This window comes from Streptomyces collinus Tu 365 (assembly GCF_000444875.1).
GTDB lineage: Bacteria > Actinomycetota > Actinomycetes > Streptomycetales > Streptomycetaceae > Streptomyces > Streptomyces collinus_A.
This window is the reverse complement of sequence record NC_021985.1, coordinates 5259145-5273846: the sequence shown is the minus strand read 5'-3', so window position 1 is coordinate 5273846 and position 14702 is coordinate 5259145. Positions and strand designations below refer to the sequence as shown.

General features: G+C 71.3%; 11 protein-coding genes. All 11 read right to left on the bottom strand.

Annotated elements, in window-relative coordinates; all coding sequences use genetic code 11:
• Window positions 1-50: 50 nt before the first annotated feature.
• On the bottom strand, window positions 51-1334 hold the full coding sequence (locus tag B446_RS23060; protein WP_043476291.1) for a thymidine phosphorylase: 1284 nt from the start codon (window positions 1332-1334) through the stop codon (window positions 51-53).
• Window positions 1335-1400: 66 nt separating this feature from the next.
• A complete protein-coding gene (locus B446_RS23055) occupies window positions 1401-1802 on the bottom strand; it encodes a cytidine deaminase (protein WP_020941832.1) in 402 nt (133 codons plus the stop codon).
• The gene (locus B446_RS23050) at window positions 1799-3061 is read right to left on the bottom strand and encodes an ABC transporter permease (RefSeq protein WP_020941831.1); all 1263 of its coding nucleotides are present in this window, start codon (window positions 3059-3061) and stop codon (window positions 1799-1801) included. Before B446_RS23050 ends, B446_RS23055 begins: the two co-directional genes overlap by 4 nt.
• A complete protein-coding gene (locus B446_RS23045) occupies window positions 3061-4182 on the bottom strand; it encodes an ABC transporter permease (RefSeq protein WP_020941830.1) in 1122 nt (373 codons plus the stop codon). The genes B446_RS23050 and B446_RS23045 overlap by 1 nt, the downstream gene beginning before the upstream one ends.
• Entirely contained in the window at window positions 4179-5852 is a 1674-nt protein-coding gene (locus B446_RS23040; protein ID WP_043476289.1) for an ABC transporter ATP-binding protein, read from the bottom strand. The genes B446_RS23045 and B446_RS23040 overlap by 4 nt, the downstream gene beginning before the upstream one ends.
• A 235-nt stretch (window positions 5853-6087) precedes the next feature.
• Window positions 6088-7137 carry a BMP family lipoprotein gene (locus tag B446_RS23035; protein WP_020941828.1) on the bottom strand — a complete coding sequence of 350 codons (1050 nt, stop codon included), beginning with the start codon at window positions 7135-7137 and terminating at the stop codon, window positions 6088-6090.
• A 202-nt stretch (window positions 7138-7339) separates the two neighbouring features.
• Complete coding sequence (locus B446_RS23030; RefSeq protein ID WP_043476287.1) at window positions 7340-8401, bottom strand: BMP family lipoprotein; 1062 nt, start codon at window positions 8399-8401, stop codon at window positions 7340-7342.
• 964 nt (window positions 8402-9365) lie between these two features.
• Window positions 9366-10589, bottom strand: coding sequence for an amidohydrolase (locus B446_RS23025; RefSeq protein WP_020941826.1), 1224 nt, complete (start codon window positions 10587-10589; stop codon window positions 9366-9368).
• 241 nt (window positions 10590-10830) lie between these two features.
• On the bottom strand, window positions 10831-11844 hold the full coding sequence (locus tag B446_RS36485) for a hypothetical protein (protein ID WP_078614928.1): 1014 nt from the start codon (window positions 11842-11844) through the stop codon (window positions 10831-10833).
• Between the two features lie 581 nt (window positions 11845-12425).
• A complete protein-coding gene (locus B446_RS23015; RefSeq protein ID WP_020941824.1) occupies window positions 12426-13364 on the bottom strand; it encodes an N-acetylneuraminate synthase family protein in 939 nt (312 codons plus the stop codon).
• Window positions 13365-13376: 12 nt separating this feature from the next.
• Entirely contained in the window at window positions 13377-14702 is a 1326-nt protein-coding gene (locus tag B446_RS23010) for an N-acylneuraminate cytidylyltransferase (protein ID WP_020941823.1), read from the bottom strand.

Here is a 14702-nt window from a genome sequence, read left to right as displayed (position 1 = left end):
GACCGGTGCAGGTCCACCGATCCCCTTCACCCGAACGGGAAAACCCCTGATCAGGCGATACGTTCCAGCACGACCGGCGACGCCGTGAAGTCGGTGCCCGGGGCCGCGATGTCGTAGGAGCCCTCGACCGCCTGGAGGGCGTAGTCGAAGCGCTCCGGGGTGTCGGTGTGCAGGGTCAGCAGGGGCTGGCCCGCGGTCACCGTGTCGCCCGGCTTGGCGTGCATCTCGACGCCCGCGCCGGCCTGCACCGGGTCCTCCTTGCGGGCCCGGCCCGCGCCGAGGCGCCAGGCGGCGACGCCGATGTCGTAGGCGTCCAGGCGGGTCAGCACACCGGAGGACGGCGCCTTGACGACGTGCTGCTCCTTCGACGTGGGCAGCTCGGCGTCCGGGTCGCCGCCCTGGGCGGCGATCATCCGCCGCCAGACGTCCATCGCGGAGCCGTCGGCCAGCGCCTTCGCCGGGTCGGCGTCCTTGACCCCGGCCGCGTCCAGCATCTCGCGGGCCAGCGCGACCGTCAGCTCCACGACGTCCGCGGGACCGCCGCCGGCCAGGACCTCGACCGACTCGCGGACCTCGAGGGCGTTGCCCGCGGTCAGGCCGAGGGGGGTGGCCATGTCCGTGAGGAGCGCGACCGTCTTCACGCCGTGGTCGGTGCCGAGGCCGACCATCGTCGCGGCGAGCTCCCGCGCGTCCTCGATCGTCTTCATGAAGGCGCCGCTGCCGACCTTCACGTCCAGGACCAGCGAGCCGGTGCCCTCGGCGATCTTCTTCGACATGATCGAGGAGGCGATCAGCGGGATCGCCTCGACCGTGCCGGTGACGTCGCGCAGGGCGTACAGCTTCTTGTCGGCCGGGGCGAGGCCGTCGCCCGCGGCGCAGATCACCGCGCCCGTGGTGTCCAGGACGTGCAGCATCTCCTCGTTGGAGAGCAGGGCCCGCCAGCCGGGGATGGACTCCAGCTTGTCCAGGGTGCCGCCGGTGTGGCCGAGGCCGCGGCCCGAGAGCTGCGGGACGGCCGCGCCGCAGGCCGCGACGAGCGGGGCGAGCGGGAGGGTGATCTTGTCGCCGACGCCGCCGGTGGAGTGCTTGTCCGCCGTGGGGCGGGAGAGCGAGGAGAAGTCCATGCGCTCGCCGGAGGCGATCATGGCCGCGGTCCAGCGGGAGATCTCGCGGCGGTTCATGCCGTTGAGCAGGATCGCCATGTTGAGCGCGGCCATCTGGTAGTCGGCGACCTCGCCGCGGGTGTACGCGTCGATGACCCAGTCGATCTGCTCGTCGGTCAGCTCACCGCGGTCCCGCTTGCTGCGGATGACGGAGATGGCGTCCATGGCCATGACTTTCCTTCCGGGAGGTGCGAAGTGCACGGCCCCCCTGAACAGGTCAGGGGGGCCGTACGGGAGTTACTTGGTGAGATGGCCCGGGCCGAAGGCCTGGGGCAGCATCTCGGAGAGCGCGAGGACGCCCGCCGGGGTGTCGAGCAGCAGCTCGGGCCCGCCGAACTCGTACAGGAGCTGGCGGCAGCGGCCGCACGGGACGAGCAGCGCGCCCTCGCCGTCCACGCAGGTGAAGTGCGTGAGGCGGCCGCCGCCCGTGCGCTGGAGCTGCGAGACCAGCCCGCACTCGGCGCACAGGCCCAGCCCGTAGGAGGCGTTCTCCACGTTGCAGCCGGTGACCGTGCGCCCGTCGTCGACCAGGGCGGCCACGCCGACCGGGTAGCCCGAGTAGGGGGCGTAGGCGTGGGACATGGCCTCCCGCGCCTCGGCCCGCAGCGCCTCCCAGTCGACGTCGGCCGGGGCGGTCACTTGCCCTGCCCCTTGCGGTACGGCAGGCCGTCCGCCTTCGGCATGCGCAGCTTCTGCGCGGACAGCGACAGGACGAGCAGCGTGACGATGTACGGGGTGGCCGTCACGAGCTGCCGCGGGACCTCGTTGGTGGAGGTGTACCAGAGGAACATCAGGGCCGCGACGACGACCGTGACGACGGCCGGGACGTACTTCTTGCGCCAGGCCAGGTAGGCGGCGCCGATCACCAGCAGGATCGCCACCAGCAGGATCAGCGCGTGCACGTTGGTGGTGCCGCCGCGCAGGTTGAGGCTGTCGGTGTAGCCGAACAGGCCGGCGCCGAGGGCGAGGCCGCCCGGCATCCAGTTGCCGAAGATCATCGCGGCGAGACCGATGTAGCCGCGGCCGGCCGTCTGGCCGTCGAGGTACACGTTGGACGCCACGATCGACAGGAAGGCGCCGCCGAGGCCGGCGAAGCCGCCGGAGATGATCACCGCGATGTACTTGTACTTGTACACGTTGACGCCGAGGGACTCGGCCGCCACCGGGTTCTCGCCGCAGGAGCGCAGGCGCAGGCCGAACGCGGTGCGCCACAGCACCCACCAGGTCAGCGGGACGAGCGCGACGGCGATGACGGTCAGCGGCGACAGGTCGGTGACCAGGCCGCCGAGCAGGCCGGCGATGTCGGAGACCAGGAACCAGTGCTTGCCGTTCAGCGTGTTCAGCCAGTCCGACAGCCCCGGGATGCTGAACTCGCCGAGCGAGTCGATCGGCGGGGACTGCTTGGTGGAGCCCTGCGGGGCGTCGGCGAAGGTGAACTTCGACAGGTAGCGGGTGACGCCGAGGGCCAGGATGTTCAGCGCCACACCGGAGACGATGTGGTTGACGTTGAACGTGACGGTGGCGACGGCGTGCAGGACGGCGCCGAGCGCGCCGCCGATGATGCCGAAGGCGATGCCGGCCCACGGGCCCCACTGGTAGCCGGCCCAGGCGCCGAACCAGGTGCCGAGGATCATCATGCCCTCGAGGCCGATGTTGACGACGCCCGCGCGCTCGGCCCACAGGCCGCCGAGGCCGGCGAGGCCGATCGGCACGGCGAGCTGCAGCGCGGTGGACATCTGCCCGACCGAGGTGATGCCGTCCGCACCGGTGATCAGGCGGACGATCGAGGTCAGCACCAGCACGCCCGCGATGACCAGCAGGAGTACCGGGAGCGACATTCGGCGGCCGCCCTTGCCGGGCTGCTTCGCCTGCGGCTTGGCGATGGTCGCGGTGGACATCAGGCCGCCACCTCCTTCTTGGTGTTCTGAGCGGCGGCCGCGGCCAGCTCCGCGCCGACCCGCTTCTGCTGGCGGCGCAGGCCCCACTGCCGTACGGCCTCGTACGAGATGACGACCGCGAAGACGATCAGGCCCTGCATGATCGTGGCGATCTCCTTGTCGTACGCCACCGGGGTCGCGTAGTCCAGGGCGGGCGAGGCCTTGTCGAGGAAGGCCCACAGCAGGGCGGCGAGCGCGATGCCGCCGGGGTTGTTGCGGCCGAGCAGGGCGATGCCGATGGCGGTGAAGCCGAGGCCGGCGGGGAAGCTCAGGCTGTAGGTGTGGGTGTCGCCGAGCAGCAGCGGCAGACCGGCCAGGCCCGCGATGGCGCCGGAGATCAGCATGGAGACCAGCACCATGCGCTTGGCGTCGACACCGGAGGCCGCGGCGGCGGTCTCCGAGGCGCCGGTGGCGCGCAGGTCGAAGCCGAAGCGGGTGCGGTTGAGCACCACCCAGTAGCCGATGCCGAGGACGACGGCGAGGAAGACCAGGCCGTAGATCTCGCCGACGTCCGAGCCGAGGTTGATGCCCGGGAACCAGCCGGACTTCTTCATCACGCCGGTCGTCACGTTGTCGCCGATCTGCACGCCCCACACGTCGGTGAGGGTGACGTAGCCGATGACGGCGGTGGCGATCGAGTTCAGCATGATCGTCGCGACGACCTCGCTGACGCCCCGGGTGACCTTCAGGACACCGGCGATGCCGGCCCAGAAGGCGCCGGTGGCCATGGCGACGATCAGCAGCAACGGGATCTGCAGGACGCCGGGCAGGGCCACGTGCGCGCCGACGACGGCGGTCATCACCGCGGCGAGGCGGTACTGGCCGTCGACACCGATGTTGAACAGGTTCATGCGGAAGCCGAGGGCGACCGCGATGGCGGCGATGTAGTACAGCGACGCCTGATTGATGATCAGCACCTGGATGTCCGAGTACGGCAACTGCTGCAGCATCAGGACGTAGGGCTCGATCGGGTTCTTGCCCGAGGCGAGCAGGACCACCGAGGTCAGCACGATCGCCAGGACGATCGCGATGACCGGTCCGGCCACCGCGACGAGCGCCCGCTCCTTGTCGAACTTCTTCATCGGGTCTCGTCCTCCGGACCGGCGTTGTCGGCGCCCTCGGGGGCGGTCTCTTCGTGCTCCAGGTGACCGGACGCGGCACCCGTCATGGCCGTGCCGAGCTCCTCCGGCGTGATGGTGGCCGGGTCGGCGTCGGCGACCAGCCTGCCGTCGTAGATGACGCGCAGGGTGTCCGACAGGCCGATCAGCTCGTCGAGGTCGGCGGAGATCAGCAGCACGGCCAGGCCCTCGCGGCGGGCCTCGCGGATGCGGTCCCAGATCTGCGCCTGGGCGCCGACGTCCACACCGCGGGTGGGGTGGGCGGCGATCAGGAACTTGGGGTCGTGGCTCATCTCGCGGCCGACGATCAGCTTCTGCTGGTTGCCGCCGGACAGGGAGGCGGCGGTGACGTCGATGCCGGGGGTGCGGACGTCGTACTCCTCGACGATCCGGCGGGTGTCGGCCTGGGCGCCCTTGGGGTTCAGCCAGAAGCCCTTGGCGTTGGGCTTCTCGGTGACGTGGCCGAGGATGCGGTTCTCCCACAGCGGGGACTCCAGCAGCAGGCCCTGGCGGTGGCGGTCCTCGGGGATGTAGCCGACGCCGGACTCGCGGCGCTTGCGGGTGGCCCAGGGGGTGATGTCCTCGCCGAGGAAGACGATCTGCCCGGAGTCGGCGTGCTTGGTGCCGATCAGCGCGTCGATCAGCTCGGTCTGGCCGTTGCCCTCGACACCGGCGATGCCCATGACCTCGCCGGCGTGGATGGTGAAGGTGACGTCGTCGAGGACCTTCTTGACCGCGCCTGCGGGCGCGAACTCGGTGAGGCCCCCGGCCGCGGGCTCCTCCTCCGTGCCCATGGAGACGGCGCCGCGGGCGTGCACGGTGAGGTTCCTGACCTCCAGCACCGCGCGGTCGGTGACCGTGGACTCGGCGGTCTCCGGGGTGGGCAGCTCGCTGCCGACCATCAGCTCGGCGAGCTGGCGCGGGGTGGTCTCGGCCGGGACGGCGGTCCCGACGGTCGTGCCGCGCCGGATGACGGTGATGTCGTCGGCGACGGACAGCACCTCGCCCAGCTTGTGGGAGATGAAGATGACCGAGAGGCCCTCGGCCTTCAGCTCGCGCAGGTTGTCGAAGAGCGCGTCGACCTCCTGCGGGACGAGCACGGCGGTCGGCTCGTCGAGGATCAGGGTGCGCGCACCGCGGAAGAGGACCTTGAGGATCTCCACGCGCTGGCGGTCGGCCACGCCGAGGTCCTCGACCAGGGCGTCCGGACGGATGCCGAGGCCGTAGCGGTCGGAGATCTCCTTGATCTTCTTGCGGGCGCCGCCGCCGATGCCGAACAGCTTCTCGCTGCCGAGCACCACGTTCTCCAGCACGGTCAGGTTGTCGGCCAGCATGAAGTGCTGGTGGACCATGCCGATGCCGCGGGCGATGGCGTCGGCCGGGCTGGAGAAGCTCACCTGCTCGCCGTCGATGGCGATGGTGCCCTCGTCCGGCTTCTGCATGCCGTAGAGGATCTTCATCAGGGTCGACTTGCCGGCGCCGTTCTCGCCGACGAGGGCGTGCACGGTGCCCTTGCGGACCGTCAGGTGGATGTCGTGGTTGGCCACCACACCGGGGAATCGCTTGGTGATGCCCGCGAGCTCTACCGCGACTGTCGACTGAGCGGTGAGCGGAGGGCTGCTGGACGCGTCGATGGCGCACTCTCCTCGGGAAAGGGGCCGCTCTACGCGCGTAGCGCCCCTGCTTTAAATAGTGCCCGGATCTGATCGGCCTTGATCAGGGACAGTCGTCCCGCGCAAGTACCCGATCCGTTCCGAGCATTCTGCCGCGCGAACGGGGTGCGGGCAGGTCATCCTCTCCGCACCCCGTTCCGTGGCCGTAACGCTGTCATTACAGCGCTCTGTTGGCCAAGGCTTCTGACCTAGATCGTCAGGAGGTCTTCACCTTGATGCTGCCGTCCTTGATGCCGGCCTCGGCCTTCTTGATCGCGGCCTGCATGGCGGCGTTGTTCTTGAAGGTCGGGTTGGAGTCGGCCAGGCCGACACCGCCGTTGTCCAGGGAGCCGCGGATCTCGCCGGCGAGCGGCTTCTTGTCCTTGATGACGGACTTGGACAGGTCGTAGACCGCGCCCTCGACGTTCTTCAGGGCCGAGGTCAGGATGTAGTCCTTGTACTTGCCCAGCGCCTGCTGGTTGTACTGGTCGGAGTCGACGCCGATCGCCCACACCTTGTGCTCGGCGGCGGACTTGATGACGCCCTGGCCGGAGAGGCCGGCGGCGGCGTACAGCACGTCGGCGCCCGCGTCGATCTGGCCGTTGGCGGCGTTCTCACCCTTGTCCGGGCTGGAGAAGCCACCCTCCTGGGCGGTCTGGGTCAGGTACTGCGACTCGACCTTGATCTTCGGGTTGACCGACTTGGCACCCTGGACGTAGCCGGCCTCGAACTTGTGGATCAGCGGGACGTCCACGCCGCCGATGAAGCCGATGTGGTTCTTCTTGGTGGCCTTGGCGGCCGCGACACCCGCGAGGTACGAGGACTGCTCCTCGTGGAAGACCATGTCGGCGACGTTCTTCGCCTGGGTCTGGTTGTCGTCGATGATGCCGAAGGTGACCTTCGGGAACTTCGTCGCGGCCTCCTTCACGGCGCCCGCGTAGGCGAAGCCGACACCGATGACCGGGTTGTAGCCGGCCTTGGCCAGGGTCTCCAGACGCTGGGTCTTGTCCGCGTCGGTCTCGTTGTCCTGGGGCTCGACGTCCCGGGCGCCGACACCGAAGTCCTTCTCGGCCTTCTGCAGGCCCGCGTAGGCGGCGTCGTTGAAGGACTGGTCACCCTTGCCGCCGACGTCGTACGCCAGGCCGATGCCCTTGGACTTGCCTTCGGCGGAGGACGAGGAGGAAGAGCTGCTGCCACAGGCAGAGACGGTGACGGCCAGCGCTGCGGTCGCAACGCCTGCAATCGTGATACGGGACACCCGGCGCATGGAACGAGACTCCTTTGTGCAAGCGCCCAAACCAGGCGCTGGTTCCGCCGCAGCGTAACGCGCGTAGACCTGGCGGAAAACCCCCAATGTCCGGTCCGTTATCGAGCTGTGGCCACAGTCACTGCCCAAGGTTACGGACAGCAGTACGCCCCTTGCGGCAGGCAAGGGGCGTAACCGAGGAACGGTGCCGGGCGGGGTCAGATCACTTGGTGTTGACGGTGATCTTGCCGCTGATGATGTCCTGCTTGGCCTTGTCCACGGCCGCGGCCACACCGGGCAGCGCCTTGTACTTCGGGTTGGAGTCGGCGAAGCCCACCCCGCCGGACTTCAGGTCGCCGCGGACCTCGCCGCTGAGCGGCTTGCCGTCGTAGACCGACTTGGCCAGGTCGTAGACCGCGCCGCCGACGTTCTTCAGGGCCGAGCCGAGGATGTAGTCCTTGTACTTGGCCAGCGCGCTCTGCTGGTACTGGTCGGAGTCGACGCCGACGGCCCACACCTTGTGCTCTGCGGCGGACTTGATCACGCCCTGGCCGGAGAGGCCGGCCGCGTGGTAGATCACGTCGGCGCCCGCGTCGATCTGGCCGTTGGCCGCGTTCTCGCCCTTGTCCGGGCTGGAGAAGCCGCCCTCGGCCGGGGTCTGGGTCAGGTACTGCGACTCGATCTTGATCTTCGGGTCGACCGACTTGGCGCCCTGGTCGAAGCCGGCCTCGAACTTGTGGATCAGCGGGATGTCCACGCCGCCGATGAAGCCGATGTGGTGCTTCTTCGTGGCCTTGGCCGCGGCCACGCCCGCGAGGTACGAGGCCTGCTCCTCGTGGAAGACCATGTCGGCGACGTTCTTCGCCTGGATGGTGTTGTCGTCGATGATGCCGAAGGTGACCTTCGGGTACTTCGAGGCGACCTGCTTGACGGCCGGCGCGTAGGCGAAGCCGACGCCGATGACGGGGTTGTAGCCGGCCTTGGCCAGGGTCTCCAGACGCTGGATCTTGTCCGCGTCGGATTCGTTGGCCTGCGGCTCGATGTCCCGGCCGCCGATCTTGAACTCGTCCTGGGCCTTCTTGAAGCCGGCGTACGCGGCGTCGTTGAAGGACTGGTCGCCCTTGCCGCCGATGTCGTAGGCGAGGCCGATGCCCTTGCCGGAGTACTTGCCGTCCTTGGAGGACGAGGTGGCGGAGTCGGTGCTGGACTTGCCGCACCCTGCGGCCGCGAGGGCGACGACCGTGACGGCCACCGCAGCTTGGGAGAACCTCGTTCTCCGGGACATCTTCCGAGAGAGCAGACGCACAGCAAGCACTCCTTCATCCCCACGGCGCCGTCACGGGCCGCTGTCCCCAATGTGCCGCCAGTGGTGGCGATTCGGCGCACAGTAACGCGCGTAGAAGGGGAGGGGAACGGGGTTTCTCATGGCCGTTATCGTTTCGTGCCGCCTCCGGGCGTCTCCGGTTACACCGGGGTGACACAGATGGACGAAGGGGTATGGATCGGACTCCGCGGTCATGCGTCCCGCCGTCGTGGCCGATCGCGCAGTTCCCCGCGCCCCTGGGTGGGCTGCCGTGCCGCCGGGGCCAGGTCCAGCCCCTATGGCGCCCGGGGCGGCCGGGGCCGTGGGCATGCGTCCCGCCGTCGTGGCCGGTCGCGCAGTTCCCCGTGCCCCTGGGACAGCTGCCGTAGCGTCCGACCGAAGTCGAGGCACGACAGCGCCCCGGGGGCCGAGACCGTGGGCATCCGTCCCGCCGTCGTGGCCGGTCGCGCAGTTCCCCGCGCCCCTGGGACAGCTGCCGGGGCCGCCCGACCAACGCCGAGGCACGACAGCGCCCCGAGGGCCGAGACCGTAGGCATCCGTCCCGCCGTCGTGGCCGGTCGCGCAGTTCCCCGCGCCCCTGGGACAGCTGCCGGGGCCGCCCAATCAGAGCCGAGGCCGCGCCCCTGGGTGGGCTGCCGGGGCGCCAGATTCGAGGCCGGGCCGCGGCAGTCACCCGCCACCCCCGTATCGACGGTGAGCCGGACGGATGCCGCAGTCGCCCACGGCGGGAAGGGGGTGGGGCGGGGGGTGTCCGCCCGCAGCGGTTGGCGCGTCAACGTCGGGAGCCCTCTCAACCGACCGATTCCGCGCCGTTCCGAGGACGGACACCCCCCGCCCCACCCCCGACACGAAAACCACACCGGGCGCTACCGCAACCCCCACCCACCCGCACAGGCGCCGCAGGCACCCGCAGGCCCCGTCCGGCCTAGAGAGCGTCGAGCAGGGCCGCCGCGGTGAACATCTCCACCCCGACCGTGATCGCGTGCTCGTCGGCGTCGAAGTCGCCCTGGTGCAGATCGCGTCCCACGCGGTCGCCGGGGGTGCGGACGCCGAGGCGGGCCATGGCGCCGGGCACGTTCTCCAGGTACCAGGAGAAGTCCTCGCCGCCCAGGCTCTGCGCGGTGCTCTCCACCGAGCGCACACCACGCCGGGCGACCATGGCCCGGCGCAGCACCTCGGTGGACTCCCGGTCGTTGACCACCGGCGGCACACCACGGACGTAGTTGATCTCCGACTTGGCCCGGTGCAGGGTGGCGACCTCGTCGATGGCCGCGTGCACGATGTCGGGGGCCTCGCGCCACGCGTCGAGGTCCAGGCAGCGGACGGTGCCGGACAGCTCGGCGTGCTGCGGGACCACGTTCGGGGCGTGGCCGGACTCGATCCGCCCCCAGGTCAGGGCGAGGCCGGCCCGCGTGTCGACGCGCCGGGCGACGATCGCGGGCACGTCCACGGCGACCCGGGCGGCCGCGGTGACCAGGTCGGTGGTGAGGTGCGGACGCGCGGTGTGGCCGCCGGGGCCGTCGAGCGCGACCTCCAGGCGGTCGCAGGCACTGGTGATCGGCCCGTGCCGCAGACCGATCCGGCCGGCGTCGACCTTGGGGTCGCAGTGCACGGCGAGGATCCGGCCCACGTCGTCGAGCGCGCCGTCCCCGATGGCGCCGAGCGCGCCGCCGGGCAGCACCTCCTCGGCGGGCTGGAAGACCAGCCGCACCGGGCGCGGCAGCAGGCCCTTGGCGTGCAGGTCGGCGAGGACGAGCCCGGCGCCGAGCACCACCGTGGTGTGCACGTCGTGGCCGCAGGCGTGGGCGCGGTCGGGCACGGTGGACCGGTACGGGCAGTCCGCCTTGGTGTCCGGGATGGGCAGGGCGTCGATGTCGGCCCGCAGGGCGAGCATCGGCACGGAGGGCCGGGTGCCCTCCGGGACCCCGATGTCACAGAGGAGGCCGGTTCCGGTGGCCAGGACGCGGGGGCGCAGCCCGGCCTGCTCCAGCCGCTCCTTGATCGCGGCGGTGGTGCGGAACTCCTGGTTTCCCAGCTCGGGGTGCATGTGCAAGTCGCGCCGGAAGGCGACCAGTTCGGCGTGCAGGGACTCGCTGAGCACGCCGGGGAGCACGTCCCCGGGGACATCGGCCTCGGACTCTCGGGACATCACTTGGTTCACCCTCTGAAGGGTAGGACGCCCGGGCGGTCAACTGACCCTCGATCAACAAAAGTTCAATCTGTTAGGGGAAGAAAATCTGACCGTTGGGCGCATGGCGGCGAACTTCGATGGGTAAAACCACTGTTTCCTCTTCCACGCATACCATGCCTACCCAGGTTCCCGCTCGGCGTGTCCACCGTCCGGACCCGGCTTCCTGAGGCCCGGCCGGGTGAGGTCAGGCCGGGTGAGGTCAGGCCAGTGCCACCGCCGCCAGGCGGTGGACGTCCCGTGCCGTGTCCGTGACGCCCGACAGGAAGCCCTGGGCGCGTGGAGAGGCGTTCTGGGTCAGCCAGCCCGGGTCGATGTCGCAGACCGCGACGCGGACGCCGGTGCCGGCCAGGGCGAGGGGCAGGGTGTGCACGACGGTGGAGGGGAAGCTGAGGATCGTGCGGCCGATGGGGCCGCGGCGGGCGATCAGCTCCAGCGGGAGGTCCGGGCGGACGATCTCCAGGCCGGTCTCGGCGGCCAGCCGGTGCAGTTTGGCGGTGTTCTCCCGGCGGTGCGCGAAGTAGCGGGTGGCGCCGTGCGCCTTGGCCAGGTCGCGGACGGCCTCCAGATAGCGGTCGCCGTCCACCACCCCGGTCTCCACCAGGGAGGTGCCGACCATGTCGGCGCCCCGGGTGATGCGGGGCGGGCCGAAGCGGGCCCGGGTCCAGGCGAAGTCGTTGACGGTGACCGTGACCCCTTCGGGGGTCTCCGTCACCGGCATGGAGGAGAAGACCTCGACCCGGCGGCGGCCGCTCGGGGTGAGGCGGCGGCGGGCCGAGGAGGAGACGGGGGCGAAGAGCAGGTCGCGGGGGCCGGGGCGGCCGCCCTTGCGGTGCCAGCGCACCAGCCGCTCGCCGCGGGCGAGCTGGGCGACGAACTCCATGGTCGCGGTGCCGTCGTCCACGACCACCAGGTCGCGGGCGCGGGTGATGGTGAGCAGGAGCTGCACGTAGCGGGAGAAGGGGTCGCCCATGACGATCCGGTCGGCGCGGCGCAGCGGGCCGGCCAGGCCGCCGATGGTGTGGAAGGGCGCGGTCGTGCCGCCCCGCGCCTCCTCCCAGCGCACCCGGTACCCCTCGTCCCGGGCCAGGTCGGCCATCCGGCGCAGCTGACCCCGGGTCATGGGATCGGTCGGCGCCAGCACGACGACGGTCAGCTCCGCGTCGTCCCCCGGCAGCCCGGCCCCGACCACCGCGCGCCGGACCTGCGGCGGCACGGACGCGACAGCCGAGGCCGCACCCCCGCCACCGGACACCTCCGCCGGCCCCTCACCCCGGGACCCGGACGAGGCGGCCGGAACCGCGCCCGCGGCATCGGACGAGACCTCCGGAACCGCATCCCCGCCACCGGACACCTCCGCCGGCCCCTCACCCCGGGACCCGGACGAGGCGGCCGGAACCGCGCCCGCGGCATCGGACGAGACCTCCGGAACCGCACCCCCGACACGGGACGACTCCGCCGCGTCGGGCCGGACGGCCGGAGCCGCGTCGGGCCGGACAGCCGGAGCCGCGTCGGGCCGGACAGCCGGAGCCGCGTCGGGCCGGACAGCCGGAGCCGCGTCGGGCCGGACAGCCGGAGCCGCACCCCAGGCCCCGGAGGGAACCGCGTGAGCGGGCGGCCCGGCCGGGTCCGCGCCGCGCAGGCCGTGCAGGTGGGCCCACTCCAGTACGTTCAGCAGCTGTACCGGGCTCTCCACGAAGGCGAGCGTGCGGGCGGGGTGGCCGGCGTGACCGGCGCGGGGGCTCATCGGCGTGCGACCGTCCCGTCGTAAGGGCATCCGTCAGGCGATCAGGGCGCTCAGACCGCGACCGGCTCGCCCGCGGCCGCGGCGATCTCCGCCTCGGCGACGACACCGCTGACGCGGCGCAGCTTCTTCATCGGGCCGAGCTCGGAGTCGTAGACCTTCTTGACGCCGTCGCCGAGGGAGGCCTCGATCGTGCGGATGTCGCGCACCAGGCGGGTGAGGCCCTGCGGCTCCACGGAGGCGGCCTGGTCGGAGCCCCACATGGCGCGGTCGAGGGTGATGTGGCGCTCGACGAAGGTGGCGCCGAGGGCGACCGCGGCGAGCGTGGTCTGCAGGCCGGTCTCGTGGCCGGAGTAGCCGATCGGGACGTTCGGGAACTCCTTCTCCAGCGTGTTGATCACGCGGAGGTTCAGCTCCTCGGCCTTGGCCGGGTAGGTCGAGGTGGCGTGGCACATGAGGATGTTGTCCGAGCCGAGGACCTCGACCGCGTGGCGGATCTGCTTCGGGGTGGACATGCCGGTGGAGAGGATGACCGAGCGGCCGGTGGCACGCAGGGCGCGCAGCAGCTCGTCGTCGGTCAGGGAGGCGGAGGCCACCTTGTGGGCGGGGACGTCGAACTTCTCCAGGAAGGCGACGGCCTCGGTGTCCCACGGGGAGGCGAACCAGTCGATCCCCTTCTCCTTGCAGTACGCGTCGATCTGGCGGTACTCGTCCTCGCCGAACTCCACCCGGTGGCGGTAGTCGATGTAGGTCATCCGGCCCCAGGGGGTGTCGCGCTCGATGTCCCACTGGTCGCGCGGGGTGCAGATCTCCGGGGTGCGCTTCTGGAACTTCACGGCGTCGCAGCCGGCGTCGGCGGCCACGTCGATCAGCTTGAACGCGTTCTCCAGCTCACCGTTGTGGTTGATGCCGATCTCGCCGCAGATGTAGACGGGGCGGCCGGGGCCGACCTCGCGCGAACCGAACGTACGCAGACGGGAGTTGGTGCTCATCAGGGGATGTCCTTACTTGGGGAGGGAATCGAGAGAGGGGCCGAGGATCCAGCTGGCGATCTCTCGGATCGCGCCGTCACCGCCGGGGAGGGTGGTGACCGCGCGTGCGGCGCCGCGTACGACGTCGTGGGCGCTCGCGACCGCCACGGGCCAGCCGACGAGGGCGAAGCACGGGAGGTCGTTGACGTCGTTGCCGACGTAGAGCACGCGCTCCGGCGCGATGCCCTGCTCCTCGCACCACTGCTTGAGGGCGAGGTCCTTGCGGTCGATGCCGTGCAGCACCGGGAGCTTCAGCTTCCGGGCGCGGGCGGCGACCACCGGGTTCTGTTCCGTGGACAGGATCAGCATCTTCAGGCCGCTCCGGCGGAGGGCCGCGATGCCGAGTCCGTCCCCGCGGTGCACGGAGACGAACTCCCGTCCGTCGGAGTCGATCAGCACCCGGTCGTCGGTCTGGGTGCCGTCGAAGTCGAGGACCACGGCGTCGATGTCGTCGTGGGCGGGGAGAAGCGAACCGGGCCGGTCCGCGTCGAAGAGGGGCGCGAGGGCCCGCGCCCGTGCCAGGTCGTGCGGGTCGTCGATCTCCAGCACCCGGGCCGGGTCGGTGCGGACCGGCTCGGTGCGGCCGAAGAAGCGGTGCCGGTGCTCGCGGAAGCCGGCCGCGTCCATCGCGTAGGCGGCACCGGTCTCCAGCAGGTCCTGCGGGCGGTCCTGGCGGCGGGGGCGGAAGGACTTGTCGTGGTTGACGCCGTAGCCGCCGCCGGCGGGCGCGGCCGCGGGGCCGTCCGCCGCCGCGACCACCGCTCGGGTGCCGGAGGCGCTCACCGGGCGGGCCGCGTCCGCCGCGGGACGCGTCGGGAGCTCGTCGGCCGCGTCCCGCCAGACGAAGCCGTGGAACGGCGCGACCGTGAGCGCGGTGTCCGCGCCGTGCTCGACCACCGCGGAGGCGACCCCGTCTATGTCCTCGCCCAGGAGGAACGGGCTGGTGCACTGCACCAGCAGCACCGCGTGGACGGCCGTGCCGTGCAGGGCCTCGTGGACGTCCATGGCGTGCAGGACGGCGGCCTCGGAGGTGGCGGTGTCGCCGGCGATGGCGGCGGGGCGCAGCACGACCTCGGCGCCGGCCTGCCGGGCGGCGGCGGCGATGGCCGGGTCGTCGGTGGAGACGACCACGTCGGTCACCAGCCGGGCGGCGCGGCACTCGCGGACCGCGCGGGCCACCAGCGGGACACCGCCGACGGGGGCGAGGTTCTTGGCGGGGACGCCCTTGGAGCCGCCGCGTGCCGGGATCACCGCGAGCACGCGGCGCACCGCGGGGGCGTCGTGGTCGGCGTCGGTCAT

Excerpts from the sequence above, each read along its gene's own strand:
- B446_RS23060 (WP_043476291.1), bottom strand. The coding sequence starts at position 1,334 with ATGGCCATGGACGCCATCTCCGTCATCCGCAGCAAGCGGGACCGCGGT.
- B446_RS23050 (WP_020941831.1), bottom strand. The coding sequence starts at position 3,061 with ATGTCCACCGCGACCATCGCCAAGCCGCAGGCGAAGCAGCCCGGCAAG.
- B446_RS23045 (WP_020941830.1), bottom strand. The coding sequence starts at position 4,182 with ATGAAGAAGTTCGACAAGGAGCGGGCGCTCGTCGCGGTGGCCGGACCG.
- B446_RS23035 (WP_020941828.1), bottom strand. The coding sequence starts at position 7,137 with ATGCGCCGGGTGTCCCGTATCACGATTGCAGGCGTTGCGACCGCAGCG.
- B446_RS23030 (WP_043476287.1), bottom strand. The coding sequence starts at position 8,401 with ATGTCCCGGAGAACGAGGTTCTCCCAAGCTGCGGTGGCCGTCACGGTC.
- B446_RS23025 (WP_020941826.1), bottom strand. The coding sequence starts at position 10,589 with ATGTCCCGAGAGTCCGAGGCCGATGTCCCCGGGGACGTGCTCCCCGGC.
- B446_RS23015 (WP_020941824.1), bottom strand. The coding sequence starts at position 13,364 with ATGAGCACCAACTCCCGTCTGCGTACGTTCGGTTCGCGCGAGGTCGGC.
- B446_RS23010 (WP_020941823.1), bottom strand. The coding sequence starts at position 14,702 with ATGACCGACGCCGACCACGACGCCCCCGCGGTGCGCCGCGTGCTCGCG.